Annotated in this window: 29 protein-coding genes; 18 read left to right on the top strand and 11 right to left on the bottom strand. The window is 61.8% G+C overall.

Going from position 1 to position 26,144, the window contains the following annotated elements; all coding sequences use genetic code 11:
* The first annotated feature begins 22 nt into the window (after positions 1-22).
* Positions 23-499, top strand: coding sequence for a dUTP diphosphatase (gene dut, locus BW978_RS01720; protein WP_076391648.1), 477 nt, complete (start codon positions 23-25; stop codon positions 497-499).
* 7 nt (positions 500-506) lie between these two features.
* Positions 507-1,388: a GNAT family N-acetyltransferase gene (locus BW978_RS01715; protein WP_076391646.1), complete on the top strand. Its 882-nt coding sequence runs from the start codon at positions 507-509 to the stop codon at positions 1,386-1,388.
* Positions 1,389-1,394: 6 nt separating this feature from the next.
* Here the strand turns inward: BW978_RS01715 and BW978_RS01710 are convergent, their stop codons facing one another.
* Positions 1,395-1,832 carry an Lrp/AsnC family transcriptional regulator gene (locus BW978_RS01710; protein WP_076393114.1) on the bottom strand — a complete coding sequence of 146 codons (438 nt, stop codon included), beginning with the start codon at positions 1,830-1,832 and terminating at the stop codon, positions 1,395-1,397.
* Between the two features lie 127 nt (positions 1,833-1,959).
* Here BW978_RS01710 and BW978_RS01705 point away from each other — a divergent pair, with 127 nt between their 5' ends.
* Positions 1,960-2,862 (top strand): DMT family transporter, encoded by a 903-nt coding sequence (locus BW978_RS01705; RefSeq protein WP_076391644.1) that lies wholly within the window; start codon positions 1,960-1,962, stop codon positions 2,860-2,862.
* A gap of 1 nt (position 2,863) precedes the next feature.
* Positions 2,864-3,166 carry an NIPSNAP family protein gene (locus BW978_RS01700; RefSeq protein ID WP_076391642.1) on the top strand — a complete coding sequence of 101 codons (303 nt, stop codon included), beginning with the start codon at positions 2,864-2,866 and terminating at the stop codon, positions 3,164-3,166.
* A 3-nt stretch (positions 3,167-3,169) separates the two neighbouring features.
* On the opposite strand, the gene BW978_RS01695 is transcribed toward BW978_RS01700, so the two are convergent.
* Positions 3,170-3,802 (bottom strand): LysE family translocator, encoded by a 633-nt coding sequence (locus BW978_RS01695; RefSeq protein ID WP_210216971.1) that lies wholly within the window; start codon positions 3,800-3,802, stop codon positions 3,170-3,172.
* Between the two features lie 267 nt (positions 3,803-4,069).
* Here BW978_RS01695 and BW978_RS01690 point away from each other — a divergent pair, with 267 nt between their 5' ends.
* The 3 genes from BW978_RS01690 (at position 4,070) to BW978_RS01680 (ending at position 6,991) form a co-directional block, all read left to right on the top strand.
* Positions 4,070-4,687 carry a LysE family translocator gene (locus BW978_RS01690; RefSeq protein ID WP_076391638.1) on the top strand — a complete coding sequence of 206 codons (618 nt, stop codon included), beginning with the start codon at positions 4,070-4,072 and terminating at the stop codon, positions 4,685-4,687.
* A gap of 176 nt (positions 4,688-4,863) precedes the next feature.
* Entirely contained in the window at positions 4,864-5,832 is a 969-nt protein-coding gene (gene cysK / locus BW978_RS01685; RefSeq protein ID WP_076391636.1) for a cysteine synthase A, read from the top strand.
* A 115-nt stretch (positions 5,833-5,947) separates the two neighbouring features.
* Entirely contained in the window at positions 5,948-6,991 is a 1,044-nt protein-coding gene (locus BW978_RS01680) for an HWE histidine kinase domain-containing protein (protein WP_076391634.1), read from the top strand.
* Between the two features lie 57 nt (positions 6,992-7,048).
* Here BW978_RS01680 and BW978_RS01675 read toward each other — a convergent pair whose 3' ends face one another.
* The 8 genes from BW978_RS01675 to rsmI form a co-directional block, all read right to left on the bottom strand.
* A complete protein-coding gene (locus tag BW978_RS01675) occupies positions 7,049-8,578 on the bottom strand; it encodes a YifB family Mg chelatase-like AAA ATPase (protein ID WP_076391632.1) in 1,530 nt (509 codons plus the stop codon).
* 190 nt (positions 8,579-8,768) lie between these two features.
* A complete protein-coding gene (gene gshB / locus BW978_RS01670) occupies positions 8,769-9,716 on the bottom strand; it encodes a glutathione synthase (protein WP_076391630.1) in 948 nt (315 codons plus the stop codon).
* A gap of 102 nt (positions 9,717-9,818) precedes the next feature.
* Positions 9,819-10,931 carry a sn-glycerol-3-phosphate import ATP-binding protein UgpC gene (locus tag BW978_RS01665; RefSeq protein ID WP_076391628.1) on the bottom strand — a complete coding sequence of 371 codons (1,113 nt, stop codon included), beginning with the start codon at positions 10,929-10,931 and terminating at the stop codon, positions 9,819-9,821.
* 14 nt (positions 10,932-10,945) lie between these two features.
* Positions 10,946-11,788 (bottom strand): sn-glycerol-3-phosphate ABC transporter permease UgpE, encoded by an 843-nt coding sequence (gene ugpE / locus BW978_RS01660; protein ID WP_076391626.1) that lies wholly within the window; start codon positions 11,786-11,788, stop codon positions 10,946-10,948.
* Between the two features lie 11 nt (positions 11,789-11,799).
* Positions 11,800-12,681 carry an ABC transporter permease subunit gene (locus BW978_RS01655; protein WP_076391624.1) on the bottom strand — a complete coding sequence of 294 codons (882 nt, stop codon included), beginning with the start codon at positions 12,679-12,681 and terminating at the stop codon, positions 11,800-11,802.
* Positions 12,682-12,747: 66 nt separating this feature from the next.
* Positions 12,748-14,046 carry an extracellular solute-binding protein gene (locus BW978_RS01650; RefSeq protein ID WP_076391622.1) on the bottom strand — a complete coding sequence of 433 codons (1,299 nt, stop codon included), beginning with the start codon at positions 14,044-14,046 and terminating at the stop codon, positions 12,748-12,750.
* Positions 14,047-14,181: 135 nt separating this feature from the next.
* On the bottom strand, positions 14,182-14,550 hold the full coding sequence (locus BW978_RS01645; RefSeq protein WP_076391620.1) for a YraN family protein: 369 nt from the start codon (positions 14,548-14,550) through the stop codon (positions 14,182-14,184).
* The gene (gene rsmI / locus BW978_RS01640; RefSeq protein WP_076391618.1) at positions 14,547-15,464 is read right to left on the bottom strand and encodes a 16S rRNA (cytidine(1402)-2'-O)-methyltransferase; all 918 of its coding nucleotides are present in this window, start codon (positions 15,462-15,464) and stop codon (positions 14,547-14,549) included. Before rsmI ends, BW978_RS01645 begins: the two co-directional genes overlap by 4 nt.
* A gap of 225 nt (positions 15,465-15,689) precedes the next feature.
* On the opposite strand from rsmI, the gene dnaN reads away from it, so the two are divergent.
* The 6 genes from dnaN (at position 15,690) to BW978_RS23480 (ending at position 20,174) form a co-directional block, all read left to right on the top strand.
* Positions 15,690-16,808, top strand: coding sequence for a DNA polymerase III subunit beta (dnaN, locus tag BW978_RS01635; protein WP_076391616.1), 1,119 nt, complete (start codon positions 15,690-15,692; stop codon positions 16,806-16,808).
* 126 nt (positions 16,809-16,934) lie between these two features.
* Positions 16,935-17,528 (top strand): phospholipid N-methyltransferase PmtA, encoded by a 594-nt coding sequence (gene pmtA, locus BW978_RS01630; protein ID WP_076391614.1) that lies wholly within the window; start codon positions 16,935-16,937, stop codon positions 17,526-17,528.
* 153 nt (positions 17,529-17,681) lie between these two features.
* Positions 17,682-18,386, top strand: a complete 705-nt coding sequence (gene pyrF / locus BW978_RS01625) for an orotidine-5'-phosphate decarboxylase (protein WP_076391612.1) — start codon at positions 17,682-17,684, stop codon at positions 18,384-18,386.
* Between the two features lie 24 nt (positions 18,387-18,410).
* Complete coding sequence (locus BW978_RS01620) at positions 18,411-18,698, top strand: DUF1330 domain-containing protein (protein WP_076391610.1); 288 nt, start codon at positions 18,411-18,413, stop codon at positions 18,696-18,698.
* 131 nt (positions 18,699-18,829) lie between these two features.
* Positions 18,830-19,810, top strand: a complete 981-nt coding sequence (locus tag BW978_RS01615) for a complex I NDUFA9 subunit family protein (protein ID WP_076391608.1) — start codon at positions 18,830-18,832, stop codon at positions 19,808-19,810.
* A 205-nt stretch (positions 19,811-20,015) separates the two neighbouring features.
* The gene (locus tag BW978_RS23480; RefSeq protein WP_175616835.1) at positions 20,016-20,174 is read left to right on the top strand and encodes a hypothetical protein; all 159 of its coding nucleotides are present in this window, start codon (positions 20,016-20,018) and stop codon (positions 20,172-20,174) included.
* 63 nt (positions 20,175-20,237) lie between these two features.
* On the opposite strand, the gene BW978_RS01610 is transcribed toward BW978_RS23480, so the two are convergent.
* Positions 20,238-21,044, bottom strand: coding sequence for an undecaprenyl-diphosphate phosphatase (locus BW978_RS01610; RefSeq protein ID WP_076391606.1), 807 nt, complete (start codon positions 21,042-21,044; stop codon positions 20,238-20,240).
* Positions 21,045-21,185: 141 nt separating this feature from the next.
* On the opposite strand from BW978_RS01610, the gene BW978_RS01605 reads away from it, so the two are divergent.
* The 5 genes from BW978_RS01605 to BW978_RS01585 all read left to right on the top strand — a co-directional run bounded on the left by BW978_RS01605 (position 21,186) and on the right by BW978_RS01585 (position 26,057).
* Positions 21,186-21,878 carry a glutathione S-transferase family protein gene (locus BW978_RS01605; RefSeq protein ID WP_054151235.1) on the top strand — a complete coding sequence of 231 codons (693 nt, stop codon included), beginning with the start codon at positions 21,186-21,188 and terminating at the stop codon, positions 21,876-21,878.
* Between the two features lie 11 nt (positions 21,879-21,889).
* A complete protein-coding gene (queG, locus tag BW978_RS01600; protein WP_076391604.1) occupies positions 21,890-23,044 on the top strand; it encodes a tRNA epoxyqueuosine(34) reductase QueG in 1,155 nt (384 codons plus the stop codon).
* A gap of 3 nt (positions 23,045-23,047) precedes the next feature.
* Entirely contained in the window at positions 23,048-23,929 is an 882-nt protein-coding gene (locus BW978_RS01595; RefSeq protein WP_076391602.1) for an SDR family oxidoreductase, read from the top strand.
* Positions 23,930-24,298: 369 nt separating this feature from the next.
* Entirely contained in the window at positions 24,299-24,661 is a 363-nt protein-coding gene (locus BW978_RS01590) for a septal ring lytic transglycosylase RlpA family protein (RefSeq protein ID WP_139330259.1), read from the top strand.
* Positions 24,662-24,764: 103 nt separating this feature from the next.
* On the top strand, positions 24,765-26,057 hold the full coding sequence (locus tag BW978_RS01585) for an RsmB/NOP family class I SAM-dependent RNA methyltransferase (RefSeq protein WP_076391600.1): 1,293 nt from the start codon (positions 24,765-24,767) through the stop codon (positions 26,055-26,057).
* Positions 26,058-26,144 lie beyond the last annotated feature (87 nt).

Below are 26,144 nucleotides of genomic sequence, written 5' to 3'. Positions count from 1 at the left end.
CGACAAACAAAGGAATCTCGCCATGGCTGCCATCCGCTCCGACATCCTCGGCCCCGTGCTCAACCTCAAGCGCCTGCCGCATGGGCAAGGGCTTGATCTGCCCGCCTATGAAACGGCAGGGGCGGCTGGAATGGATCTGAGGGCAGCGGTGCCCAATGGGGAGCCACTAACGCTTGCGCCGGGCGCGCGAGCGCTGGTGCCGACCGGCTTCATCATGGAGATCCCTGAAGGCTTCGAAGCCCAGATTCGCCCACGCTCGGGTCTCGCCTTCAAGAACGGCGTGACATGTCTCAACACACCCGGCACCATCGACAGCGATTACCGCGGCGAGGTGAAGGTGCTGTTGATCAACCTCGGCCAGGAGAATTTCGTCATCACCCGCGGCATGCGCATGGCCCAGATGGTTATCGCACCGGTGACGCAGGTGCGCGTGACCGAAGTGACCGAGACGAGCGACACGGCGCGCGGTGCCGGCGGGTTCGGATCGACGGGGGTTTAAGAATCCAATGCTGGAAACGCTGACGCTCAGGGAAGGCTACTTCGAAGATCCGAACGCCTTCCGAGCGCTCGCGGACCTGCTGCAGGACGTGTTCGGCATCGATATCGGGCTGCAGGGCCGCTTCGGCGGGCCAGATCCGTCCTCGATGCCCTTTGGCTATTTCGACGGCACTGGCCGTTGCGTTGCCAATTTCTCGGTGTTTTCCATGCCCCTTGTCATCAACGGGCGCGTCGTCAAAGCGGCTGGGTTTCAATCGGGTGCCGTTCGCCCTGCGTTTCGCGGGCAAGGTATCTATCGCGATCTCATGCAGCGCGCCTTTGCCTGGGCCGACAAACAGGGCTTCGAGGCCGGCGTTCTTCTGACCGACAAGCCGGAACTCTATCACGACTATAGTTTTCGAGTTGTGCCGCAATTCAGCGTCTGCGGAGAGGTCACGCAAACAGTTCCTGCGGAGGCCGAGGCGCGGGAAATCGACTTGGAGGATATGGACGATGTTGCGCTTGTCTTGAGCATCCTCGCCGATCGGGAGCCTGTCTCTCGTCAGCTTTCCGTTGTGCGCCAGTCCGAAATGTTCCTGCTCAATGCCGCCCTCGATCCGGAGATCAGGCTGAGTGACTTGCCCGGCTTCGACGCGATCCTTGCCTGGAAGCTCCATGGCGGCACATTGCAGATGCTCGATATCGCCGCCCGCCAGATACCGTCGATGTCGGAGATCCGCAGCGCATTGAGTGTTCAGCACGACCGTATCGAGGTATTCTTCCCGACCGATCGTCTCGAATGGAGCGGGAACGCCAGAGTGTATGACGGATCCTGCGCCCTGATGGTCAGGGGGCTTCAGCCATCCGACATCCCGACGCCCAGCATGTTGTCGCCGATGGCTGATTTCTAGTGCGTTTCACAGGACCGGCGGCAGGCGCCGCTTGAGGGGCGTGGACTTGACCATCGCGGTATTGGTCTGCGCCTTCTCGGTGATCCGGTCGTGGACACGGTCGAGATCGGCCATGTTGCGCACGGCCACGCGGCAGACGAAGCAGTCGTCACCCGTGATCTTGTCACACTCTATGATCTCCGGCGTTTCCAGAACGATTTTCTCAACGATGTGCAGCATGCCCGGCAGCGGACGCACGCGCATGATGGCCTGCAACGGATAGCCGAGCGCTTCCAGAGACACGTCTGCGGCATAGCCCATGAGAACACCACGCTCCTCCAGGCGGCGCAGACGCTCGGAACAGGCGGGCGAGGACAGACCGGCGTGTGCTGCCAGCTCTTTCAGCGACAGCCGAGCGTCATGCGCAAGGGCGTCGACGATTTTGCGGTCAGCCGCATCCAGCACATGAGAAAAATAAGGATTCATCGCGGATATCTCACGCTTAATTCTGCCAAGACGAGACTACACCTAATTTCGGCAAAGGAAATCCCGATGTTGCGGGCATAGACTGCGGCAAACTCGGAGATCGACCATGAACCCTGTCACCAAGCGCGGAATTTTCGACATGACCCTCGCCATGGTCATGTCCGGCACGATCGGCTGGTTCGTGCTGCAATCGGGCCAAAGCCCCTACAACGTCGTCTTTTTCCGCTGCCTGATCGGCGCTCCGGTTCTCGCCTTGCTCTGCCTTCATCTGAAGGTCTTTTCCCGTTCAGGTCTCGATGCGAAGCGGATCCTGATCGCGGCCGGTGGCGGTGTGGCGCTGGTGATGAACTGGCTGCTGCTGTTTTCGGCCTATCCGCTGGCCTCGATCTCTGTGACCACGATCGTCTACAATTTTCAGCCCTTCATGCTCGTCGGCCTTGGAGCGCTGTTCCTCGGAGAGCGCGTGAGCGGCGCCAAACTCGGCTGGATGGGCCTCGCCTTTGCCGGAATGCTGGCGATGACAGTGAGCGGAACATCCCTCAGCGGTCATGCGGGCCAGGGATATCTCACAGGCATCCTGCTCGCGCTTGCGGCCGCCTTCTGCTATGCGGTGGCCGCCTTTGTTACCCGGCGCCTGCGCGGCACGTCACCCTATGTCATCGCCCTCATCCAGGTCCTGACCGGTATCGTCATCCTCGCGCCCTTCGCCGATTTCAATGCCCTGCCGAGCTCCCCGCAGAGCTGGGCGATGGTGGCGACCATCGGGGTTGTGCACACCGGGGTGATGTATGCCTTCCTCTATTCGGCGATCCAGAAGCTCCCGGTCATGCTGACGGGCACGCTCTCCTTCCTCTACCCTGTCGTCGCCATCCTGGTGGATATCCTGGCCTATGGCCATGTGTTGACACCCGGACAGGCGCTGGGCGGCGCGGCGATCCTGCTTGCCGCCGTGGGCACGACCCTCAACCTCACTCCACGACATCTTCTGCCCGGAACCCGAAAGGCCTGACATGATCACCTGCAGCCTGCGTTACGAGATCGATCCCTACAAGCTCAAGGAATTCGAGCATTATGCGGCCCTCTGGATCCCGCTGGTCAATCGGCTGGGCGGCACCCATCACGGCTATTTTCTGCCGCATGAAGGGGCCAACGACATCGCGCTTGCGCTGTTCAGCTTTCCATCGCTCGCGGCCTATGAGGTCTACCGCGCGGCGATGGCGGCAGATGCCGAGTGCCAGGCAGCATTCGCCTATGCCGAGGAGACCCGCTGCATCCTGCGTTATGAGCGCAGCTTCATGCGGCCAGTGTTCTGATCGTCAACGCTGCGCTTCCGTGACCATGCGGATGGCGAGAGCCGCGAGCACCGTGCCCATGAGCCAGCGCTGGACGACCATCCAGAGGGGGCGACCGGCCAGGAAGAGGGCGATGGAGCCGGCAGAGAGCGCGATCAAACCATTGACCGTGACGCTGATCACCACCTGGGTGAAGCCGAGCACCAGGGACTGCATCAACACGCTGCCACCAGCGGGATCGATAAATTGCGGCAGCAGCGAGATATAGAGCACGGCGACTTTCGGGTTCAGCAGGCTGGTGACGAAGCCCATCAGGAAGAGCTTTCGATTGCTATCTGCGGGCAGGTCGCGGACCTGGAAGGGCGAGCGGCCGCCGGGCTTCAGCGCCTGCCAGGCCAGCCAGGCCAGATAGAGAGCACCGGCAAATTTCAGCAGATCATAGGCGAAGGGGACGGCAAACAGCAGGACCGTGATCCCGAGCGCCGTCAGCAGCACATAAACGACGAAGCCGAGGGCCACTCCCGCCAGCGAAACGAGGCCCGCCATCGGCCCCTGGCAGATCGAGCGCGAGACGAGATAGATCATGTTCGGCCCCGGCGTGAGCACCATGCCAAGGCAGATCAGGGCAAAGGCAAGCAGCATGGCGACGCTGGGCACAGGGGCGTTCTCCGAAAGGTGCTACAGGATTATGCGTGTCCGCCAGCGACCGCAAACGAGATCGTGTCATCGAGACAAGTCCGCCGGAAACGCACGATCGCGACGACGGCGGACGTCATGGTACGGCCAAGCCAACGATGTCGCAGGCGACATCCAGCGCCAGGGTTTGTGCCGCGTGTCGCCGTGGATCTTGCGCAACGGCTGTGATCGAGGCGCTTTCCTATCCCTCTCAAATTCAATAGAACGGCTTGTGAGCGGAGGACCTCGATGACACTGACGACCATAATCGCCTATTGCGGCGCGCTGTTCATTGCTGCAGCCATCCCGGGACCCGGCATGACCGCCATCGTCGCGCGGGCGCTGGGGTCCGGATTTCGCCCGACCTTCTTCATGGGGCTCGGGCTCATCCTCGGCGATCTCGTCTATCTGACCGCCGTCATCCTCGGGCTCTCCGTCTTGGCGAAAACCTTCGTGACGCCCTTCCTGATCCTGAAATTCCTGGGTGCCGCCTACCTCGTCTATGTCGCCTGGAACCTATGGACAGCAGGTCTTTTGCCGCAGGACATCAAGGCGGAGCGCGCCATGCGCCCGTCCATGTCCTTCCTCTCAGGCCTTCTGGTGACGCTTGGCAATCCGAAGACCATGCTGTTTTACGTCGCGCTGGTGCCGACGCTGATCCCGCTCGAGGCGATCGGACTTGCCGACTACATCCTGCTCGTCGGCCTGACCTTTGTCGTGCTGATGGCGGTGCTTCTGCCCTATATCCTGCTCGCGGCCCAGGCGCGCGGGCTCATGAAGCGTCCGGAAGCGCTGAAAGTCCTGAACCGAAGTGCTGCCGGCATCCTTGCCGGCACCGCCGCCTATATCACGGCGCGGGCGGCCTGATCGGCACGCGGCATGAAACAAACAGGCGGCAGGCGCTTTTCTCACCAGGAGACGATTGCGACCGGACCCACGGAGCAGATTTTTCCACGGATCACGCTCGCCGCGGCATGGCTATGCTGGCAAGGACCGGTCGGCGGGCGTAAGCTCGCGCGAACCAAATCATAAGGGAGACACCGATGACTGAGCAGAAGAAACCCGGCCGCGGACGCGTCTATGGTTCGATCACCGAGACGATCGGCGACACCCCGATCGTCAGGCTCGACAAGCTGGCCAAGGAAAAGGGCGTGAAGGCGCATCTGCTCGCCAAGCTCGAATTCTTCAACCCGATCGCCTCCGTCAAGGATCGTATCGGCGTGGCCATGATCGAGAGCCTGGAAGCCCAGGGCAAAATCGTGCCCGGCAAGACGGTTCTCATCGAACCGACATCCGGCAATACCGGCATTGCGCTCGCCTTTGCAGCCGCAGCCAAGGGTTATCGCCTGATCCTAACCATGCCCGAGACCATGTCGATCGAACGCCGCAAGATGCTGGCCCTGCTCGGCGCCGAGCTCGTGCTGACCGAGGGCGCAAAGGGCATGAAGGGCGCCATTGCCAAGGCACAGGAACTGGCCGAGACGACGCCGGATGCGATCATCCCGCAGCAGTTCGAGAACCCCGCCAATCCGGAAATCCATCGCAAGACAACAGCCGAGGAAATCTGGAACGACACCGACGGCCAGATCGACTTCCTCGTCTCCGGCATCGGCACAGGCGGCACCATTACCGGCACCGGCCAGGTGCTGAAGAGCCGCAAGCCCGAGATCAAGATCGTCGCCGTCGAGCCGGCCGATAGCCCGGTCCTCTCCGGCGGCAATCCCGGCCCGCACAAGATCCAAGGGATCGGCGCTGGCTTTGCGCCGGCGATCCTGGATACCCATGTCTATGACGAGGTCATCACCGTGACCAATGACGAAGCCTTCGAACATGCGCGTCTCGTTGCCCGCCTTGAAGGCGTGCCGGTCGGCATCTCCTCAGGTGCTGCGCTGACGGCGGCGATCAAGCTTGGCCAGCGTGAAGAAAATGCCGGCAAGACGATTGTCGTCATCATTCCGTCCTTTGCCGAGCGCTATCTGTCGACCGCGCTCTTTGCCGGTCTCGGCGAGTAAGCCACCGAAGGGGCGCCGGGCAACCGCCGGCGCCTCCTCGCCCCTCGATTGCAGCCGTCCCATTCCCCGGCTAGAGTATCTCACGACAGGTCGACTGCAGTCCTCAAGGGGCCCTATGCGCGCATTACTTCATCGCCTGCCTGCGTTTGCCTCCGTTCAAGAGCGACTGTCGACGAGCAGCTTGATCGCGACCTATGTCGCGAGCCTCATCGTGTTCGCCATAGCACTGGCGATCCGCGCCTGGTTCGATCCCGTGCTGCCGGCGGGCTTCCCATTCCTCACCTTCTTTCCCGCCGTTATCATCTGCGGTTTTGTCTTCGGCGTCCGGCAGGGCCTCTTGGTTGCCGCACTCTCCGGTCTAGCTGCCTGGTACTTCTTCATCAGCCCGGGGCGTTTCGACTTTTCGCTCGGCACTCTGCTCGCCATGGGGCTCTACCTGTTCGTGGTCACCACCGACCTGACGCTGATCTACATGATGAAGCAAGCCTATCGTCAGGAGATCAGCACCCGCGAGGAGGTTCAGCGGCTGGCCGAACAGCAGGAGGTCATGGCCCAGGAACTGGACCATCGCCTCAAGAACATCTTCGCCACCATCAATGCGATCATCAGCCTTTCCCTCAAGAATGCCTCAAGCGCCGATGAGCTGGCCGCGCGGCTACGCGATCGGCTGACGGCGCTCGGCCGGTCCAACCTCCTGCTGCGGGGTCTTCGCGAGGGCGAGGACGCGTCGCTGCAAAGCGTCATTTTCCAGGCGCTTGAACCGTTTGCCATCGTCGGCACACCTCGCTTCACGGCACAGGGTCCGCGCGTCCCGATCGGCGGCCAGACCGTCGTCGTGCTCAGCCTGATCCTGCATGAGCTCGGCACCAATGCCGCAAAATACGGCGCCCTCAGCGTCGGCCATGGCCAGGTATCCCTGATCTGGGACATCGAGACCGCCCAAGACGGAACCGAGCAACTCGTCATGCGCTGGAGCGAAAGCGGCGGTCCGCCACCCCTTACGCCACAGCCGGGATCTGGCGGTTTCGGCTCCACCCTGATGAAACGCGTCATCGCTGGCGTGCGCGGCCATACGGAGATCGCCTATCCGGAGACCGGAGCCGAGGTGCGTCTCACGCTTCCTGTCGACATGCTTCGCCCGACGGCCGTGCCGGTCTGATCCACTCTTCCTCTTTCCGCCCGGTTCCTCCTATCCCTTCTTCCGATATGTCGCCGGTCACGCGGCCGCTGCCAGCCGTTCGGAGGCGATGCGGTACGAGATCGCCTCGGCCAGATGGATACGCCCCAGGGTTTCCACCCCATCGAGATCGGCAAGGGTCCGCGCCACCTTCAGCACACGGTGATAACCGCGCGCCGAAAAGCGGAATTTCTCTGCTGCATCACGCAAGAGCTGCAGCCCGGAGGCATCCGGTTCAGCCAGGGTCTCGATCAGCGCCGTCGAGCAACGGGCATTGGTGCTGAACGGCAGGCCCAAGCGCTCGAAACGATCCCGCTGACGGGCGCGGGCCGAGGCCACGCGCTTTGCGACCTCCGCACTGCTTTCTGCCGCGCGGGGCCGGATCAGATCCGAGGCCGAGACGGCGGGCACATCGATGCGGATGTCGATACGGTCCATCAGCGGCCCCGAGATCCGGCCTTGATATTCGGTCTGGCAGCGGATGCCGCGCGCGCAGACATGGCCAGGCTCGCCCGCCATGCCGCAACGGCAGGGGTTCATGGCCGCCACCAGCTGAAAGTCGGAGGGGTAGGAAACCCGGTGGTTGGCGCGGGCGATGATACATTCGCCGGTCTCGAGCGGCTGGCGGAGTGCATCGAGCACGGGCGGCGCGAATTCCGGCAGTTCGTCGAGGAAGAGAATGCCATGATGGGCAAGCGACGCCTCGCCAGGCTTGGCCTTCAACCCGCCGCCGACGAGAGCCGCCATGGTGGCGGAGTGATGCGGCGTGCGGAAGGGCCGGCGATCGGAGAGCTTGCCGCCCGAAAGCTGCCCCGCGATCGAATGGATCATAGAGACTTCGAGCAGTTCTGCCGCAGAGAGCGGCGGCAGGATCGACGGCAGGCGGGCGGCCAGCATTGACTTGCCCGAGCCGGGCGGGCCGACGAAAAGCAGATTATGTCCGCCGGCGGCTGCGACCTCCAGCGCCCGCTTGGCGCTTTCCTGGCCCTTGATGTCGGCAAGATCCGGCAGGTTGGCCACGGGTGCCCGGATCGAAGGTTCCGGCCGGGAAAGCACCTGCGTGCCCCTGAAGTGATTGGCAAGCGCGATCAGGCTGCGCGGGGCGAGGATATCGATCTCGCTGCCGGCCCAGGCGGCCTCGGCGCCGCTGTCAGCCGGGCAGATCAGCCCCTTGTCCATGGCGTTGGCGCTGATCGCGGCCGGCAAAGCCCCTGCGATCGACGCGATCGTGCCGTCAAGATTGAGTTCTCCGATCACCAGAAAGCCCTGCAGCGCATCACCCGGGATGGCGCCGAGCGCCGCCATCAAGCCGAGGGCGATCGGCAAATCAAAGTGAGAGCCCTCTTTCGGCAAATCAGCTGGCGCGAGATTAACCGTCACCCGCTTGGCGGGAAGCGCCAGACCCGAGGCATGCAAGGCCGCCTGCACCCGTTCGCGACTTTCGGCCACCGCCTTATCCGGCAGACCGACGATCTGCATACCCGTCTTGCCGGGCGCCACCATGACCTGAACTTCGACGGGCACGCCTTCGATGCCCTGGAATGCCACCGTACTGATACGCGCTACCATTGCCCGCCCTCGCCGATCGACCTGAGGCCACCAAAGCAACTTCATGTTGCGTGTGACGATGACAACAATCTCGCATAAGGCGCAATTGAACGCAAGAACATTTGAGGAACGAATGCAGCCTTGGGTCGCCATGGCGTTGTAACGGCTGCAGTGCCGGAACTCGATCGAACGTCAGCGCTGTTTTGGCGGGTTAGGCGCGCTTGCGCTCGATCGCGTCCCAGAGGAGTGCAGCGATATCCGCACCGCCGAACTTCTTGACCTCGCGAATGCCGGTCGGCGACGTCACATTGATTTCAGTCATGTAGTCGCCGATGACGTCGATGCCGACGAGCAGGAAGCCGCGCTCGCGCAGGGCCGGACCGATGCGTGCGCAGATTTCCCGCTCGCGCGCGGTCAGTTCGGTCGGTTCCGGTCTGCCACCAGCATGCATGTTGGAGCGGGCATCGTGTTCGGCAGGAACGCGATTGATCGCGCCGACGGGCTCACCATCGACGAGGATGATGCGCTTGTCGCCCTTGCGCACCGCCGGCAGGTAGCCTTGCGCGATGAAGGGTTCGCGGAACATCTGGCCAAACATTTCCATCAGCGAGGAGAAGTTGCGATCGTCGCGGGTCGAGTGGAAGACGCCGGCGCCGCCATTGCCGTAGAGCGGCTTCAGGATGATATCGCCCTGCTCTTCGCGGAACCGCGCGATCTCAGTGGGATCCTTGGTGATCAGGGTGGGCGGCATCAGGTCGGCGAATTCGGTGACGAAGATCTTCTCCGGCGAATTGCGCACCCAGGCCGGGTCGTTGACGACAAGCGTCTTCGGATGGATGCGCTCGAGCAGATGCGTCGAGGTGATGTAGGCCATGTCGAAAGGCGGGTCCTGACGCAGCAGGATGACATCCATGGTCGAGAGATCGACGCGTTCCGGCGCTCCGAGGGTGTAGTGGTTGCCCTTGACGTCGCGCAGCTCCATGGGCTCGACGGTTGCAAAGACCTTACCGTCGCGCATCGAGAGCCGGTCCGGCGTGTAGTGGAAGAGCTTATAGCCACGGTTCTGGGCCTCAATGCTCATGGCGAAGGTGCTATCGCCCGCGATGTTGATCGTGGATACGTGGTCCATCTGGACGGCGACGTTTGTGATATTGGCCATGAGCTATCCCTTGCGATTGCTCAGCAGATTTAGGCGGCGCGCCGCGCGAACGCAACGCCGCCGACCTTGAATTTTGCTGAAGCGACGGTGAGCCCGGAACGCTCAGGCGAAGACCCGCTCGGTCTCCTGCGCGATAGGCTGCTCGTCTTCAACTGTACGGCTCGCATCCAGCCGGCGTCCGCTATCAGCGGAGAAGACATGCAGCTTGGACGGGGAGATGCGCAGCGAAAGACGTTCGCTCAAGTCAACATGCGAGGCGACGACCGCTGTCATCGGCTGACCTGCGACCAGACCATGCACCAGACGCTGGGCGCCGAGTTCCTCGACATAGTCGATTGTCAGCGAAAACTGCGCATCGTTCTCATGGGTCAGAACGAGATCCTCGGCGCGCATTCCAAGGCGGACCGGACCGTCCGACCAAGCGCCGTCCACCGGGAGCGCGACATCCCCGAAGAGCAGCTGCCCACCTTCAATGCGGGCGTCCACGAGGTTCATGGCTGGCGAGCCGATGAAGCTTGCGACGAACGTGGAGGCAGGGCGGTTGTAGACTTCAAGCGGCGTGCCGATCTGCTCGATGCGACCGCCGTTGAGGACAACAAGCCGGTCGGCAAGCGTCATGGCTTCGAGCTGGTCGTGGGTGACGTAGATCGCTGTTGTCTTCAGCCGCTTCTGCAGCTTGCGGATTTCGCCGCGCATGGTGACACGCAGCTTGGCGTCGAGGTTCGACAGCGGCTCGTCAAAGAGGAAGACGGCGGGCTTCCGCACAATCGCGCGGCCCATGGCGACGCGCTGGCGCTGGCCGCCAGAGAGCGCACGCGGCTTGCGATCGAGATATTTTTCGATTTCCAGCATTTTGGCCGCTTCTGCCACGCGGGCGGCGATTTCCGTCTTCGGCGTGCCGCGGTTCTTCAGGCCATAGGCAAGATTGTCGTAGACGGTCATGTGCGGATAGAGCGCATAGTTCTGGAAGACCATGGCGATATCACGATCGGCAGGCTCGACCTCGTTGACCACGCGGTCGCCGATTGAGATCGTCCCTTGCGAGATTTCCTCCAGCCCGGCGACCATGCGCAGGAGCGTGGACTTGCCGCAGCCAGAGGGGCCGACGAGCACGATGAACTCGCCGTCCTCGATCTGGATATCGACGGTATCGACGGCCTTAGCGCCGCCCTTGTCGTAAATCTTGGAGACCTCGTTGATGTCGATGGACGCCATGGTCGGCACTCCCTTTACTTGTCGGTTTCGGTGAGGCCCTTGATGAACCAGCTCTGGAACACCACCACCACGATGACGGGGGGCAGGAGTGCGAGCACGGCCATGGCAAAGGCTTCGTTGTAATCGGGGATCTGCGAGCCGACCCAGACCTGCAGGATCTGCTTGATGCCACGCATCAGGGTGTAGAAGCCTTCATCTGTGGTCATCAGCATGGGCCAGAGATACTGGTTCCAGCCATAGACGAACATGATGATGAAGACGGCGGCGATCATGGTGCGCGACAGCGGCAGCAGGATATCGATGAAGAACTTGAAGGGGCCAGCGCCATCGATGCGGGCGGCCTCGAGCAGTTCGTCGGGCACGGACTTGAAGAACTGGCGGAAGAAGAAGGTGCCGGTCGCCGACGCCAGAAGCGGCAAGATCAGGCCCTGATAGCTGTTTAGGAGCGAGAGTTCGCTCATGACCTTGTAGGTCGGCATGATGCGCACTTCGAGCGGCAGGAGCAGCGTGGTGAAGATCAGCCAGAAGGCGAGGGTCGCAAAACGGAAGCGGAAATAGACGATGGCATAGGCCGCGAGCATCGAAAGCACGATCTTGCCGATGGCAAAACCGAGACCCAGGATCAGCGAGTTCATCGCCATGGTGAGACCGGTTACCTGGCCGGTGAAGCCGCCGGATTTGAACAGGACCTTGTTGTAGGTCTCAGTGAAATCGTCACCCACGGAGAGCATCAGGCCGTTCGTATGGATCTCGGCGGCCGAATGGGTTGAGGTGGTGAAGGCGACGACCAGGGGCCCGAGCATGAAGATGACGCCCGCGATCAGGATCAGATGGTCGAAGAATTTGGTGCGGTACATTGGCGCTCTCCTCAACCGTAATGGACGCGGCGTTCGATGAAGCGGAACTGGATCATGGTCAGCACAAGGACGACCAGCATCAGGATGACCGACTGGGCCGAAGACGAGCCGAGGTCATTTCCGCGGAAGCCATCAAGATAGACCTTGTAGACCAGCGTGATCGGGTTGTTCGCCGCCTTGTCCTTCACGATGACGTCGATGACGCCGAAGGTGTCGAAGAGCGAATAGGTCATGTTGATGACCAATAGGAAGAAGGCGGTCGGGGTGAGCAGCGGCAGGATGACCGTCCAGAAGCGGCGCGTGCCCGACTTGCAGTCGATGGCGGCCGCCTCGCGGATCGAGGCCGGGATGCCCTGGAGGCCTGAGAGGAAGAAGATAAAGTTGTAGGGGATCTGGTTCCAGACCGCGACCGCGACCATGGCGAAGGCCGTGTCGAAGTAATTGAGGCCGACCTTCATATCCCAGCCGAAGAAGGCGGCGAATTTGACGAATGGGCCAATATGCTGGTCGAACAGCATCATACCAATCAGGCCGGCAACCGGCGGGGCAATCGCATAGACGACGATCAGCAGCGTCTTATAGGCCGACTTGCCGCGGATCACCGCATCCGCCTTCAAGGCGAGCAGCATGCCGATCGACAAAGCGAGGAAGGTCACGATCAGGCTGAAGCCGATCGTGAAGCGGGCGATCCGCTGATATTCCGGCGAAGTGAGCGCATCCGTGTAGTTGTCGGCGCCGACGAAGGTCGAACCAAAGCCGAAGGGATCCTCGATATAGAAGGACGAGGTGATCGCCTGCATCGAGGGCCAATAGAAGAAAATGGAGATAATCGCGAACTGCGGCAGCAGGAACAGATATGGCAGATATCGCGAGTTGAACTGGACGCGCTTCATGGAGCCCTCTCAATGCAAGTCCCGGGGGCTTATCGCCCCCGGGTCCCAATCAAGTTTCAGAAATGATCAGCCAGCCGTCTTGGCGAAGCGGGCGAGAAGCTCGTCTGCTTCCTTCTTGATCGTTTCCATGGCGTCCTTTGCGGTCGTTTCACCAGCGAAGAGGCGGTTGTATTCGCGCTCCATCACGGCACGGATCTGCGGGTAGAAACCAAGGCGATAGCCCTTGTTCCACTCGGCGGTCGGCAGCTGCAGCTGCTGGATACCAACTTCGGCGGCCGGCTTTTCGTTGTAATAGCCTTCCGACTTCGACAGTTCGTAAGCGGCGTTGGTGATGGCGACGTAGCCGGTGGCCTGGTGGTAGAACTTCTGGACTTCGGTCGAGGTCAGGAAGTTGAAGAAGGAGGCCGAGCACTTGTTTTCTTCAGCCGACTTGCCAGCCATCGCGAAGAGGGCGGCGCCACCGATGAAGGAGTGGACGCCAGCACCTTCGATCGAGTCCCAGTAAGGCAGGAAGGTTGCCGAGAAGGGCATGGTCGCGGTCTTCTGCAGGCCGCCGAACGAACCCGACGAACCGATCCAGAGAGCAGCCTTGCCTTCTTCGAAGACCTTCTGGTTGTCGTTCCAGGCCGCACCGTAGTAGCCGAACAGGCCCTGATCGTACCAGGCCTTCAGCTTTTCAAACATCATGACGTGGTTTTCGTCGGTGACGTTGATCGTGGTGTCGGCGATGCTGTCATAGCCGTTGTTGTTCGACGCGAACTGGATGTTGTTGCGCGAGAAGAAGTTCTCGGTGAACTGCCAGGTCAGCTGAGCCTGTGCGAGCGGAATGTAGCCGGCTTCCTTCAGCTTCGGCGCGATCGCTTCAAACTCTTCCCAGGTCTTCGGGGCTTCGACGCCAGCCTTCTGCAGGGCTTCGTCGTTGATGTACATGATCGGTGCCGAGGTGTTGAACGGCATGCCGACGAACTTGCCTTCGCTATCGGCGTAGAAGTAGCGCACACCTTCGATAAAGGCTTCGCGGTTGAACTCGAAACCGTTCTCCTTCAGGAGGTCTTCGGCTGCAATGGTCGCGCCCTTGGCGTTGATGATGGTGGCGGCACCGGCATCGAAGACCTGCAGAATGTTCGGCTGCTCGCCCGAACGGAAGGCGGCGATGCCGGCCGACAAGGCCTCTTCATACGAGCCCTTGGAGACGGGCGTCAGAGCGCATTCGCTCTGGGCTTCGTTGAATTTCTGGGCGATCTCGTTGATGACCTCGCCGTTGCGGCCGCCCATGCCGTGCCACCAGGTGATATTGGTCGCGGCAAGCGTCGTCGATGCGGTCATGGTCAAGGCCAGAGCGGCCAGGGAAATCTTCTTGATCATGGGATAGATCCTCTCCACCGGTTGTTGCGGTGAGGGCTCACTTAGGGCCGCTCCATGACAGCGACTTGAAAGTTTTGTGTCAGGGCTGTCACAAAACGAAGGTTTCATTATCGATGGTTCGAAAGTGAAACGAAGCTAAAATGCGCCCTCGAAATGCACAGGCCAGCGCCACGGCTGCACGACTATGATATCATGGCGAAGTGACAGGCGTGTTGCATCGGATTGCCTGCGAAGCCAATGATCTGCGGCATTGGCGATGCGGCGCTCGGCCTCGTGGCCGACCGCATCGACGCCGGCGCGCAGGTCTTTTCGCGCTTTCACTTCGACAAAAATGACGAGATCGCCGCGACGGGCGATGATGTCCACTTCTCCGGCTTTTGTCTTGTAGCGGAGGGCCACGATCCGGTAGCCCTTGAGGAGGAGCGCGAGGGCGGCCCGGTATTCCGACCAGCGGCCCAGCCTCTCGGCGCGGATGCGTTTTCGATCCGCGCCTTTGGGCGTCATGCAGCCCCCTTGAGTTCCAGCAGCCGCTGGTAAAGCTCCTTGCGCGGCAGGCCGGTCAGCTTTGCGGCCTCGGTCGCGGCCTTGGCCGTCGGCATGGTGGTCGACAGCTCAGCGAGCAAGCTGTCGACATCAGCGGCGTCGGGCGCTGCATCGGGTGCCGGCGGGCCGATGACCAGCACGATCTCTCCCTTGACCGTCTTGTCGGCATAGGCCGCGGCCAGATCGCCGAGCGGACCTCGGCGGAATTCCTCGAACGTCTTGGTCAGTTCCCGACAGACAGAGGCCGGGCGCTCATTGCCGAGCTCCTCGGCAGCGGCGACTAGCGTATCGCCGATGCGATGCGGCGACTCGAAGAAGATGAGCGTTGCCGGCACCTTGGCGAGTTCGCGAAGTCGGTCCCGTTTCGCCTTTTCCTTGGTCGGCAGGAAACCGGCAAAAAGGAAAGCATCGTTCGGCAGGCCGGAGCCGACGAGGGCGGCGAGCGGTGCGGAGGCGCCTGGGATCGGTACGACGCGGTGGCCTGCCTCGATCGCCAGCTGACCTAGACGGTAGCCGGGGTCGGAGACGAGCGGCGTGCCGGCATCGGAGACGAGGGCCACGGACTTGCCGGCTTCGAGGGCCGCGAGCAGGCGGGCGCCCGCTTCGTCGGCATTGTATTCGTGATAGGCGTAAGGGCGGTTCTCGATGCCGTAGCGATCGAGCAGTACGCGGGTGACCCGCGTGTCCTCGCAAGCGAGCACGTCTGCACCGGCCAGCGTTTCAAGCGCGCGGATGGTGATGTCGCCAAGATTGCCGATCGGGGTCGCCACGAGATAGAGCGCTGGCTCCAGCGGCCGCGCCGCAATCGGCGTGTCGTTCAGGCGATAGCGCTTGGAAGTCTGCGCCGCGGCGGCATTCTTGTCTTCTGTTGTCATGGCGCCTTTATCCTCCAGCCCCATGCTCCCGGCAAGGGTGCCCGGCCCATAAACCATTCCGATAACCTTGGCGTGGGACGAACGTGGAAAACCTTGGAGCCTCTTGCTTTTCCCGCAGATTTGCTGCCATTTTGCCCGTCCACATCGTCCGGCCCGGGGACTGCCCGGCCCCTATCTTCCGATCCGGAACTCCGGATGACGACACGTCGAAAGCGGTAGCATCCCATGCGTATAACTCTTGAACGGTCCAATCTCCTCAAGTCCCTCAATCACGTGCATCGCGTGGTCGAGCGCCGCAACACGATCCCGATCCTGTCGAATGTGCTGCTGAAGGCCGAAGGTGCCGAACTGGACATGAAGGCGACAGACCTCGACCTCGAGATCACCGAGGGCACACCAGCCATGGTCGAACAGGCCGGCGCCACGACGGTCCCGGCACATCTGCTTTATGAGATAGTCCGCAAGCTGCCCGACGGTTCCGAGGTTCTGCTTGCCACGAACCCGGATGGCGGCACGATGACGGTCGCTTCCGGCCGCTCGAAGTTCTCGCTGCAGTGCCTTCCGCAGTCGGACTTCCCGGATCTCACCGCCGGCACCTTCACCCATTCGTTCAAGATGAAGGCAGCCGATTTCAAGATGCTGATCGATCGCACCCAGTTTGCGATCTCGACCGAAGAGACCCGCTATTACCTGAACGGCATCTTCCTGCACACGATCGAGGCAGGCGGCGCGTTGAAGCTGCGCGCTGTTGCCACCGACGGCCATCGTCTGGCGCGCGCCGATGTCGATGCCCCGTCGGGCTCGGAAGGCATGCCCGGCATCATCATTCCGCGCAAGACGGTCGGCGAACTGCAGAAGCTGATCGACAATCCGGAGCTGATCATCGGCATCGAGATCTCAGATTCCAAGATCCGCCTCTCCATAAGTTCGGTCGTTCTGACGTCCAAGCTGATCGACGGCACCTTCCCGGACTATCAGCGCGTTATCCCGCAGGCGAACGACAAGGAAATGCGCGTCGACTGCCAGACCTTCGCGCGTGCCGTCGACCGCGTCTCGACCATTTCGTCTGAACGCGGCCGCGCCGTGAAGCTGGCGCTCGCCGACGGCCAGCTGATGCTGACCGTCAACAACCCGGATTCGGGAAGTGCGACGGAAGAAGTCGCCGTCGGCTATGAAAGCGACGCGATGGAGATCGGCTTCAACGCCAAATATCTCCTCGACATCACCGCGCAGCTTTCCGGTGACGACGCAATATTCCTGCTCGCGGATGCCGGCTCTCCGACGCTCATTCGCGACACCGCCGGCGCCGACGCGCTCTATGTCCTGATGCCGATGCGCGTGTAACGCGCTGACAGTTCAGACAGGAATTCTGCCCACTTGCGTCATTCTTTCTTGCGTTTGCGACAACTTGGCCCAAAATTGTCGCAATCGGCTCGCAGCAATCGAGCAGCAACAAGAAGAGGGACGATCATGGCCATCCGACTGAAGGAACGGTTCGAGAAGAAATTCGACGAGGAAATCCGTTTCTTCAAGGGCATGATGCAGGGTCCCAAGACTGTCGGCGCGATCGTGCCGACGTCGTCCGTGACGGCAAAGCGCATGGCGAGCGTCATCGATGTGAAGTCGGGCCTTCCTGTCCTCGAGCTCGGCCCCGGCACGGGCGTGATCACCAAGCAGATCCTGGCGCGCGGCGTTCCCGCCGACAAGATCGTTTCCGTTGAGTATTCGGAAGACTTCTACCGCCGCCTGGTCGAGGACTATGCCGACGTCAACTTCATCCACGGCGACGCTTTCGACCTCGAAAACACCCTGGGTCGTTTTTCGGACCAGACCTTCGATTGCGTCATCTGCGCCGTTCCCATGCTGAGCTTCCCCATGGAGGCGCGAATCCGCCTGCTCGAAGACCTGCTGTCGCGCATTCCCGAAGGGCGCCCCGTGGTGCAGATTACCTACGGCCCGGTGTCGCCGATCATCGCCAAGCCCGATCGTTACCACATCCAGCATTTCGACTTCGTCGTGCGCAACATCCCGCCGGCCCAGCTCTGGATCTATCGCAAGGCCTGATACCAAGCGTCGGTTCCTATCATCAACACTTGTATGAGTGACCAGTTTTGCGGAGAACGGGGGATCGTCGATCCCCCTGCCCTTGTCATGCTTGCGATTTGACGCGCGGCATGCGAGTGGACGGATCATGGAGATCTGGCAGGAGTCTTTGTCTTGAGTGCACGTCACCGTCTCATCGTCGGACTGGATGTTCCGACCGTCCAGGATGCGGAGCGCGTCGTCTCGACACTCGGCGACAGCATCTCCTTCTACAAGATCGGCTATCAGCTCGCCTTTGCCGGCGGATTGGAATTTGCCCGCGATCTCGCGAAAGAGGGCAAGCAGGTCTTCCTCGACATGAAGCTGCTGGACATCGACAACACGGTCGCGTCCGCGGTCGAGAATATCGCGCGCATGGGCATGACCATGCTGACCTTGCATGCTTATCCGAAGGCCATGGCGGCTGCCGTCAAGGCCGCCGAAGGTTCAGGCCTCTGCCTGCTCGGCGTGACGGTACTGACGTCCATGGACGAACAGGACCTGACTGATGCCGGCTACGAATATGATCCGCATACGCTCGTACTGAAACGCGCCGAACAGGCCCGCATCGCCGGAATGGGCGGGATCGTCTGCTCGGCGGAAGAGGCATCGGCCGTGCGCCAGATCGTCGGACCGAAACTGGCGATCGTCACCCCCGGCATTCGCCCGGCAGGCGCCGACAAGGGCGACCAGAAGCGCGTGATGACGCCGTCTGATGCGATTGCCGCCGGTTCGAGCCATCTCGTCGTGGCGCGACCGATCGTCAAGGCCGAGGATCCAAAGGCGGCAGCGCTTGCGATCCTTGCCGAGATGGACGAGGCGATGGCCAAGCAGGCATAATCAAAGACAAACCGGGAGGACGTCATGGCCAAGGGATACTGGATCGCACGCGTCGATATCCGCGATGCGGAGCGCTACAAGGATTATGTCGCCGCCGCAAAGCCGGCCTTCGAGACCTACGGCGCCAAATTCCTCGCACGGGGCGGTGCCTATACCCTGCTCGAGGGCGATGGGCGGGCGCGCAACGTGGTGGTCGAATTCCCATCGCACCAGGCCGCGGTGGATTGCTACAATTCGCCGGAGTACCAGATCGCCGCCAAGATCCGCCAGGAAGTGGCGGACGGGGAAATTGTGGTTGTCGAGGGCATCTGAGCCCTTCCTCGCCTGCAGCAGAATGTCCGCGGGGTGCGGCTTCGACGGGCCTTTCCCCGGTCAGACGATTCGGTTAAGAGAGGCCAGACCGCGCATATCGTGTGCGCCCAGATAGTTCAGGGGAGCCGTCCATGACCTTGTCCAACCTTCCGCCGCTCGTCACCGTCTTCGGGGGCTCGGGCTTTGTGGGACGGCATGTGGTGCGCGCTCTTGCCAAGCGCGGCTATCGTATCCGGGTCGCCGTTCGCCGTCCGGATCTCGCAGGCTTCCTGCAGCCGCTCGGCAATGTCGGCCAGATCTCCTTCGTCCAGGCCAACCTGCGCTATCGCTCGTCGGTCGATGCCGCCGTTCAGGGCGCCGATCATGTCGTCAACTGTGTCGGCATCCTGTTCGAAAGCGGCCGCAACGGCTTCGACGCCGTGCAGGAGTTTGGCGCCCGCGCGGTGGCGGAAGCCGCCCGTTCGGCCGGCGCAACGCTGACCCATGTTTCGGCGATCGGTGCCGACGCCAAGTCCGACTCGGTTTATGCCGCCACCAAGGGTCGCGCGGAAGCTGCCGTCCAGTCGATCCTGCCCGACGCCACCATTCTGCGCCCCTCGATCGTCTTTGGCCCGGAAGACGGCTTCTTCAACAAGTTTGCGGCCATGGCCCGCCTGGCGCCGGCGCTGCCGCTCGTCGGCGGAGGCAAGACCAAGTTCCAGCCTGTTTATGTCGGTGACGTCGCCGAAGTCGTGGCGCGTGCCATCGACGGCTCGATCGCCCGGGGCAAGATCTACGAACTCGGCGGCCGCGATGTTGCGACCTTCAAGCAATGTCTCGAGATGATGCTGGAAATCGTCGGCCGCAAGCGTGCGCTGGTGACCCTGCCTTTCGGCATCGCGTCTCTGATCGGCAGCATCGCCTCTGCTGTGCCGCTGATCACGCCGCCGCTCACCAGCGACCAGGTCAAGCTGCTGAAGAAGGACAATGTCGTGTCGGCCGCCGCCAAGGCCGAGGGGCGCACGCTGGAAGGCCTTGGCATCGAGCCGGTGACCATGGCCGCAATCCTGCCGACCTATCTCGTGCAGTACCGCGTGCATGGCCAGTACACAGGGACCGGCAAGGCGGCTTAAAGCCACCTTTTCCTGCGCTTCCGACCGGCTGCAACCTGCACCAGCGTTGCACAAAAGACGCAGCTAAACAAAGACCTGCGTTAACTCAGGATAAAGCAAGTTCGCCTATTGATGGCGGTCGAGGCAATGCGTAAAGACTGGCCCCAGCGGCCGGACGGCAACGATTGCCGGCCCTCATTTTCAGTCAGTCTCAAGAGGCATTTCCATGGGCAAGCCTATCGCACTGTTCTTCGCATGTGCGGCACTGGTCATCATCGCCGGCTCCTTCGTCGCCCCGACCACGGTGGCGGCCCGCAAGGACAATTGCTCGCCTGCCTATGGCATCGACCCCTGCTCGACGGCCTCGATACCGTCGGCCAACTGATTTCTGCAAATAAAAAGGCTGCCCCTCGGACAGCCTTTTTTTCTTGTCTCGGCTCGGCCGGCTTCAGCCGACCATCAAGAGTCCGAGGATACCGAGCGTGCCGATGGCGATCCGCCACCAGGCGAAGGGCGCATAGCCCCGCTTCGAGATAAAGTTCAAAAGCCCCCGGACGACAAAAAGCGCCGATACGAAGGCTGCCACGAAGCCGATGCCGATGATCATGGTGTCATCGACGGTCAGCGCGTTGCGGTTCTTGTAGAGATCGAGCGTGAAGGCGCCGAGCATGGTCGGCATGGCGAGGAAGAAGGAAAATTCCGCCGCCGAACGCTTGTCGGCGCCGAGCAGCAAAGCACCGACGATCGTGGCGCCCGAGCGCGAAGTGCCAGGGATCATCGCCACGCATTGGCAGAACCCGATCTTCAAGGCGAGTGACAGCGGATATTCAGTGACGTCGTGATATCGGGGCTTCAGCGGCATGCGGTCGATCCAGAGCAGGACGAAGCCGCCGAGGATCAGCACCACGCAGATCAGCATCGGCGTCTCGAAGAGCACGGTCTTGATGAAGTCATGTGCGATAACACCGATCACGGCAGCAGGCAGGAAGCCCAGAAGGACCGCGCCGACGAAGCGGCGGCTCTCTGCGCTGGTCGGCAGCGACAGCGCGATCCCGAGCAGCTTGCCGAAGTAGACGCTGAGGATGGCAAGGATCGCACCCAGCTGGATCAACACCGCAAACGTGTTGCCCGGCGATTCGAAACCAAGGAAATGGCCTGCCAGCAACACATGCGCGGTGGAGGACACCGGCACGAATTCGGTCAGGCCTTCGATGACGCCCAACACGAGCGCGCTGATAATGGATTGATCTTCCATGAGGTCTCCTTCTAGGGGAAGGCAAAGTGATTTGCTTGTATTGCCGGGGCCGAAACCCTATAGCTTGGAAGCCGCGCTGATGACCAGCCGCTTCGACAGCCTGCGCTGCGGCCACTGAAAAATCCGAGAATCCGAGTTCCGATGCCGACCCTGTACCATCACACGATGTCCACCGCGTCCCGTTTCATTCGACTGGTGTTGTCCGAATACGGCTTCCAGACGGATCTGGTGGAGGAGCAGACCTGGGAGAAGCGCAAGGAATTCCTCGCCTTCAATCCCGCCGGTACGCTGCCCGTCTATGTCGACGACAACATGCGGGCACTCTGCGGTCCTACCATCATTTCGGAGTTCATCGACGAGACGCACGGCGTGTTGAAGCGCGACCGGCGGCTTTTCGCGGAAGACCCGTTCCAGCGCGCCGAGATCCGCCGCCTCACGGAATGGTTCCTGCAAAAGATGGAGCAGGATGTCACCAAGCCTCTGGTGCGCGAGCGGGTGCACAAGCTGATCATTCCCAATGGCCTCGGTGGCGGCGCTCCCGATTCCAAGGTTCTGCGTACGGCGCGCTCGAACATTCGCCATCACATGAAATACCTGACCTGGCTTTCCGGTTCGCGCCAGTGGCTCGCAGGTGACCGCATCAGCTACGCCGATCTCTCGGCGGCAGCGGCTGTTTCCGTGCTCGACTATCTCGGCGAGATCGACTGGAACGAATTCCCGGTCGCCAAGGAATGGTATCAGCGCATCAAGTCGCGGCCGTCCTTCCGCCCGCTGCTGACAGAGCGCGTTCGTGGTATCACGCCCGTATCGCATTACGCCGACCTCGACTTCTGACGGACGCGGCCATGGACGAGCCGCATCAAGACCCGAAAACCGTCAAGCGGCGCATAGATCTCACGCACTTCCTGCGCCAGGAGGCCGAAGCGCAAGGCTTCGATCTCTGTCGCATCACACTGCCGGATGCCATTCCTGAAGCACCCGCCCGGCTTGAGAGCTTCCTCGATGCCGGCCGCCACGGCACCATGGCCTGGATGGAGGAGACCAAGGATCGCCGCGCCGATCCACGCGTGCTCTGGTCCGAGGTCCGCTCCATCGTCATGTTCGGCATGAATTACGGGCCGGACGAAGATCCTCGGCATTTGCAGTCGCAGACCGACAAGGCGGCGATCTCCGTCTATGCGCGCAATCGTGACTATCACGACGTGATCAAGGGACGCCTCAAGGAAGTGGCGACGCGGTTTGCCGCTCGTGCCGGGGCCGACGTCAAGGTCTTCGTCGATACCGCGCCCGTCATGGAAAAGCCGCTAGCGGCGTCAGCCGGCCTTGGCTGGCAGGGCAAACACACCAATCTCGTCAGCCGCGACTTTGGCTCCTGGCTCTTCCTCGGCAGCCTGTTCACCACGGCTGAGCTTGAGATCGACGCACCCGAGCGTGACCATTGCGGCACCTGCCGGGCCTGTCTCGACGCCTGCCCGACGGATGCCTTCCCGGCCCCCTATCAGATCGATGCGCGGCGCTGCATTTCCTACCTGACGATCGAGCACAAGGGCACGATCGACCGGACGCTCCGCCCGGCCTTCGGAAATCGCATCTATGGCTGCGACGACTGTCTGGCGGCCTGCCCCTGGAACAAGTTTGCGGCCGCCGCCCGCGAGATGAAGCTCACCGCACGCGAAGACCTGAAGGCCCCCGACATCGCCTTCTTCCTGACGCTGGACGATCCGACCTTCCGCACCTATTTCAGCGGCTCGCCGGTCAAGCGGATCGGGCGGGACCGCTTTGTGCGCAATGTGCTGATTGCGGCCGGAAATTCCGGCTCTCTCGATCTGGCGCCGGCCTGTGAGAGGCTGCTGACGGACGGCTCGGCTGATGTGCGTGGCATGGCCGCCTGGGCGCTGTCCAGGCTTCTGCCGGCGGATCGTTTCACCGCTCTTCAGAGCGCGAATTTGATGACGGAAACGGACGAGCATGTCCGACAGGAATGGATGACGGAGAGCTGACGCATGCGCTTGATGATTTTTGGAGCCGGCTATTCGGGTAAGGCAATCGGCAAGTTGCTCGGCAGCGAGGGCGCCTCGGTCGCCGGGACCACACGGAGTGCAGAGAAGGGCACGGCGCTTGAGGACATGGGAATCCGGCCCTTCGTCTTCGACGGCACGAGCCTGTCGGAGCCCCTTCGTGCCGAACTCGCCGAGACCACGCATCTCGTCCAGTCGATCGCGCCTGGCAGCGAGGGCGACCCGTTGATCCGCCTGTGCGGACAGCCGGGCATCAAGGCGCTGATGCCGAAGCTCGAATGGATTGCCTATCTCTCGACGGTCGGTGTCTATGGCGATCACCACGGCGCCTGGGTCAACGAGGAGAGCGAGTTGAAGCCCGTATCGGTGCGCTCGGTCGAGCGCGTGGAGGCCGAACAGGCCTGGCAGGTGGTCGCGGCCCGGGACAACCTGCCGCTCGCGATCCTGCGGCTCTCCGGCATCTATGGTCCTGGCCGCAACACCTTCATGAACCTCACCAATGGCACTGCGCGCCGCCTCGTGAAGAAAGACCAGGTCTTCAACCGCATCCGGGTCGAGGACATCGCATCCGCTACGGCCTTTCTGGCCGGCCCCAAGACGGGCGGGATCTTCAACGTCACCGACGACATGCCCTCCCCGCCGCAGGACGTGGTAACCGAAGCCGCCCGCCTGATGGAGATGGATGCACCGCCCGAGCAGCCTTTCGAGACGGCGGAGCTGACCCCCATGGCGCGCTCCTTCTATGGCGAAAACAAGCGCGTTTCGAATGGCAAGATCAAGTCGCTCGGATTCAACTTTCAGTACCCGAATTACATGATGTCGCTGGACGATCTACTTGCCTCCGGCACATGGAACCAACGGGCCTGAAGGGCGTTTTACGGGGTCAAACTTTCCGCTCTCGGCGCCAGAATGCCCACCCAGGCGGGCGTCTGGCCCCGCCAGCACCACAATTTGGGCAGCGAATATGGCCTGCGAGCAAAATATTTCTTCGCTGATTCCGTGAATGCCTGGACTGGTGGAATCGTGGGTTTTTAATTCCATAAAGACTCCTGGAATCAAACGATTTTTCTTTAGAATTCATATTTCGTTAAGGTAAAGATCCGCCCTCCGATCATCACGAATGTTTCAGTCTGTAATTTTTCGTGATCGATTGTGGGCACGTTTTTGCCATTTTTGACTACGCTTAGCCGTCGGCACGCAACAAATTGCTCGTGTCAACGACTAGGGACGTAGATCTTGATCATCAACCGCCGCTCTGCTTTCGCCGCTGCAACTATTGCTGCACTCTTTGCTTTCGCACCTTCGAGTGCAAACGCAAAGTCGTCCTGCGGTGGCGCATCCTGGTATGCGCTGACATCGAAGACGGCTTCCGGCGAGCGCATGAACCCGACGAGACTGACGGCGGCCCACAAGACCCTGCCGTTCGGCACAAAGGTGAAGGTCACCAATGCACGAAGCGGCAAGAGCGTTGTCGTCCGCATCAACGATCGCGGTCCCTTCATCCGCGGTCGAGTGCTCGACCTCTCCAAGGCCGCGGCCCAGAACATCGGCATGATCCGCTCCGGCCATGCCAAGGTCTGCTACGAGATCATCAGCTAAGACATCCAAGTTCGGGAGCGGCGATTGGTCCGTCGGGTTTTAGGCGCTTGCTCTTGCCCCTGATCGCCGTTACCACGCTCTCTTCTTTCAGAGGAGAATGACCATGCGCTTGGGCGGCCGTCTTGCCGGTGCGATCGAAGTTTTGAGCGATATCGAAACCCGTCGCCGTCCCGTTGCCGATGCCCTCAAGGATTGGGGCCTTTCGCATCGTTTCGCCGGTTCCGGCGATCGGGCGGCGATCGGCAATATCGTCTATGATGCCCTGCGCATGAAGCTCTCCCATGCCTGGCTGATGGATGACGACAGTGCCTCCTCGCTCGGCTGGGCCGTTCTCCTGCGGCAATGGGGCATAAGCCTTGAGACGCTCCAGGCGGAACTCGAAGGCGATAACTTTGCGCCCGCGGCCCTCTCCGAAAGCCAGGTGCAGGCCTTTACCACCCGTGACCTTTCCGACGCCCCGCTGCATGTCCAGGGTGACATTCCCGATTGGGTACAGCCTTCGTTCGAAGAAGCCTTCGGCGACGATTGGCTGGCCGAAGCCAAGGCACTGGCCACCCGGCCGACGCTTGATCTGCGCGTCAACACGCTGAAGTCCAACAGGGACAAGGTGCTGAAGGCCCTCGATCGCTCCGGCGCCAAGGCGTCGCCGATCGCCCGTTTTGGCATGCGCGTGCCGGCCGGCGAAGGCCCGTCACGCCTTCCGAACGTTACGGCCGAACTGAGCTTCCAGAAGGGCTGGTTTGAGGTTCAGGACGAGGGCTCGCAGATCGTCGCCGATCTCGTGACGCCGCGCGAAGGCGACCAGGTTCTCGATTTCTGCGCCGGCGGTGGCGGCAAGACGCTCGCCATGGCGGCGGCCATGAACAACAAGGGTCAGGTCCACGCTTATGACGCTGACCGCAAGCGGCTGGCGCCGATCATCGAGCGGCTGAAGCGCGCCGGCACCCACAACGTCCAGGTCCACGACAGCACCAAGGGGCTGGCGAGCCTCAAAGAACGCTGCGACCAGGTACTGGTCGACGCGCCCTGCACCGGCACTGGCACCTGGCGCCGTCGTCCTGACACCAAGTGGCGGCTCACCGACCGTAACCTGCAAGAGCGTATTGCCCAGCAACAGGAAGCGCTCACCGAGGCTTCGACCTTCGTCAAGCAGAATGGCTCGCTGCTCTATGTCACCTGTTCGGTTCTGCCGGAGGAAAACGACCGACAGGTCCAGGCCTTCTGCGAGGCCAATCCGAGCTTCGAGATCGTCTCCGTGGTCGAAGACTGGACGCGTCTTTTCGGTGCTTCAGCGCCGAAGCCGCGATCGGCGGATGGCAAGACGGTGACGCTCAGCCCCGCCAGCATGGACACCGACGGCTTCTTCTTCTGTCGGATGCGCCGTCGCCCGACGTGACTTGATCATCGTCAATTCCAGCGATCAATTCTTATACTCGACTATTTGACACCAGTTTCTTTTTGCGCGAAGACATGGCCGTCCGTT

Origin of the sequence: Rhizobium sp. RU33A, from assembly GCF_900156055.1 — a bacterium.
Classification (GTDB): domain Bacteria; phylum Pseudomonadota; class Alphaproteobacteria; order Rhizobiales; family Rhizobiaceae; genus Allorhizobium.
The sequence above is the reverse complement of the archived record's forward strand: the minus strand, read 5'-3'. Positions and strand labels throughout refer to the sequence as shown.

Excerpts from the sequence above, each read along its gene's own strand:
- dut (WP_076391648.1), top strand. The coding sequence starts at position 23 with ATGGCTGCCATCCGCTCCGACATCCTCGGCCCCGTGCTCAACCTCAAG.
- BW978_RS01715 (WP_076391646.1), top strand. The coding sequence starts at position 507 with ATGCTGGAAACGCTGACGCTCAGGGAAGGCTACTTCGAAGATCCGAAC.
- BW978_RS01705 (WP_076391644.1), top strand. The coding sequence starts at position 1,960 with ATGAACCCTGTCACCAAGCGCGGAATTTTCGACATGACCCTCGCCATG.
- BW978_RS01700 (WP_076391642.1), top strand. The coding sequence starts at position 2,864 with ATGATCACCTGCAGCCTGCGTTACGAGATCGATCCCTACAAGCTCAAG.
- BW978_RS01690 (WP_076391638.1), top strand. The coding sequence starts at position 4,070 with ATGACACTGACGACCATAATCGCCTATTGCGGCGCGCTGTTCATTGCT.
- cysK (WP_076391636.1), top strand. The coding sequence starts at position 4,864 with ATGACTGAGCAGAAGAAACCCGGCCGCGGACGCGTCTATGGTTCGATC.
- BW978_RS01680 (WP_076391634.1), top strand. The coding sequence starts at position 5,948 with ATGCGCGCATTACTTCATCGCCTGCCTGCGTTTGCCTCCGTTCAAGAG.
- BW978_RS01675 (WP_076391632.1), bottom strand. The coding sequence starts at position 8,578 with ATGGTAGCGCGTATCAGTACGGTGGCATTCCAGGGCATCGAAGGCGTG.
- gshB (WP_076391630.1), bottom strand. The coding sequence starts at position 9,716 with ATGGCCAATATCACAAACGTCGCCGTCCAGATGGACCACGTATCCACG.
- BW978_RS01665 (WP_076391628.1), bottom strand. The coding sequence starts at position 10,931 with ATGGCGTCCATCGACATCAACGAGGTCTCCAAGATTTACGACAAGGGC.
- ugpE (WP_076391626.1), bottom strand. The coding sequence starts at position 11,788 with ATGTACCGCACCAAATTCTTCGACCATCTGATCCTGATCGCGGGCGTC.
- BW978_RS01655 (WP_076391624.1), bottom strand. The coding sequence starts at position 12,681 with ATGAAGCGCGTCCAGTTCAACTCGCGATATCTGCCATATCTGTTCCTG.
- BW978_RS01650 (WP_076391622.1), bottom strand. The coding sequence starts at position 14,046 with ATGATCAAGAAGATTTCCCTGGCCGCTCTGGCCTTGACCATGACCGCA.
- BW978_RS01645 (WP_076391620.1), bottom strand. The coding sequence starts at position 14,550 with ATGACGCCCAAAGGCGCGGATCGAAAACGCATCCGCGCCGAGAGGCTG.
- rsmI (WP_076391618.1), bottom strand. The coding sequence starts at position 15,464 with ATGACAACAGAAGACAAGAATGCCGCCGCGGCGCAGACTTCCAAGCGC.
- dnaN (WP_076391616.1), top strand. The coding sequence starts at position 15,690 with ATGCGTATAACTCTTGAACGGTCCAATCTCCTCAAGTCCCTCAATCAC.
- pmtA (WP_076391614.1), top strand. The coding sequence starts at position 16,935 with ATGGCCATCCGACTGAAGGAACGGTTCGAGAAGAAATTCGACGAGGAA.
- BW978_RS01620 (WP_076391610.1), top strand. The coding sequence starts at position 18,411 with ATGGCCAAGGGATACTGGATCGCACGCGTCGATATCCGCGATGCGGAG.
- BW978_RS01615 (WP_076391608.1), top strand. The coding sequence starts at position 18,830 with ATGACCTTGTCCAACCTTCCGCCGCTCGTCACCGTCTTCGGGGGCTCG.
- BW978_RS23480 (WP_175616835.1), top strand. The coding sequence starts at position 20,016 with ATGGGCAAGCCTATCGCACTGTTCTTCGCATGTGCGGCACTGGTCATC.
- BW978_RS01610 (WP_076391606.1), bottom strand. The coding sequence starts at position 21,044 with ATGGAAGATCAATCCATTATCAGCGCGCTCGTGTTGGGCGTCATCGAA.
- BW978_RS01605 (WP_054151235.1), top strand. The coding sequence starts at position 21,186 with ATGCCGACCCTGTACCATCACACGATGTCCACCGCGTCCCGTTTCATT.
- queG (WP_076391604.1), top strand. The coding sequence starts at position 21,890 with ATGGACGAGCCGCATCAAGACCCGAAAACCGTCAAGCGGCGCATAGAT.
- BW978_RS01595 (WP_076391602.1), top strand. The coding sequence starts at position 23,048 with ATGCGCTTGATGATTTTTGGAGCCGGCTATTCGGGTAAGGCAATCGGC.
- BW978_RS01585 (WP_076391600.1), top strand. The coding sequence starts at position 24,765 with ATGCGCTTGGGCGGCCGTCTTGCCGGTGCGATCGAAGTTTTGAGCGAT.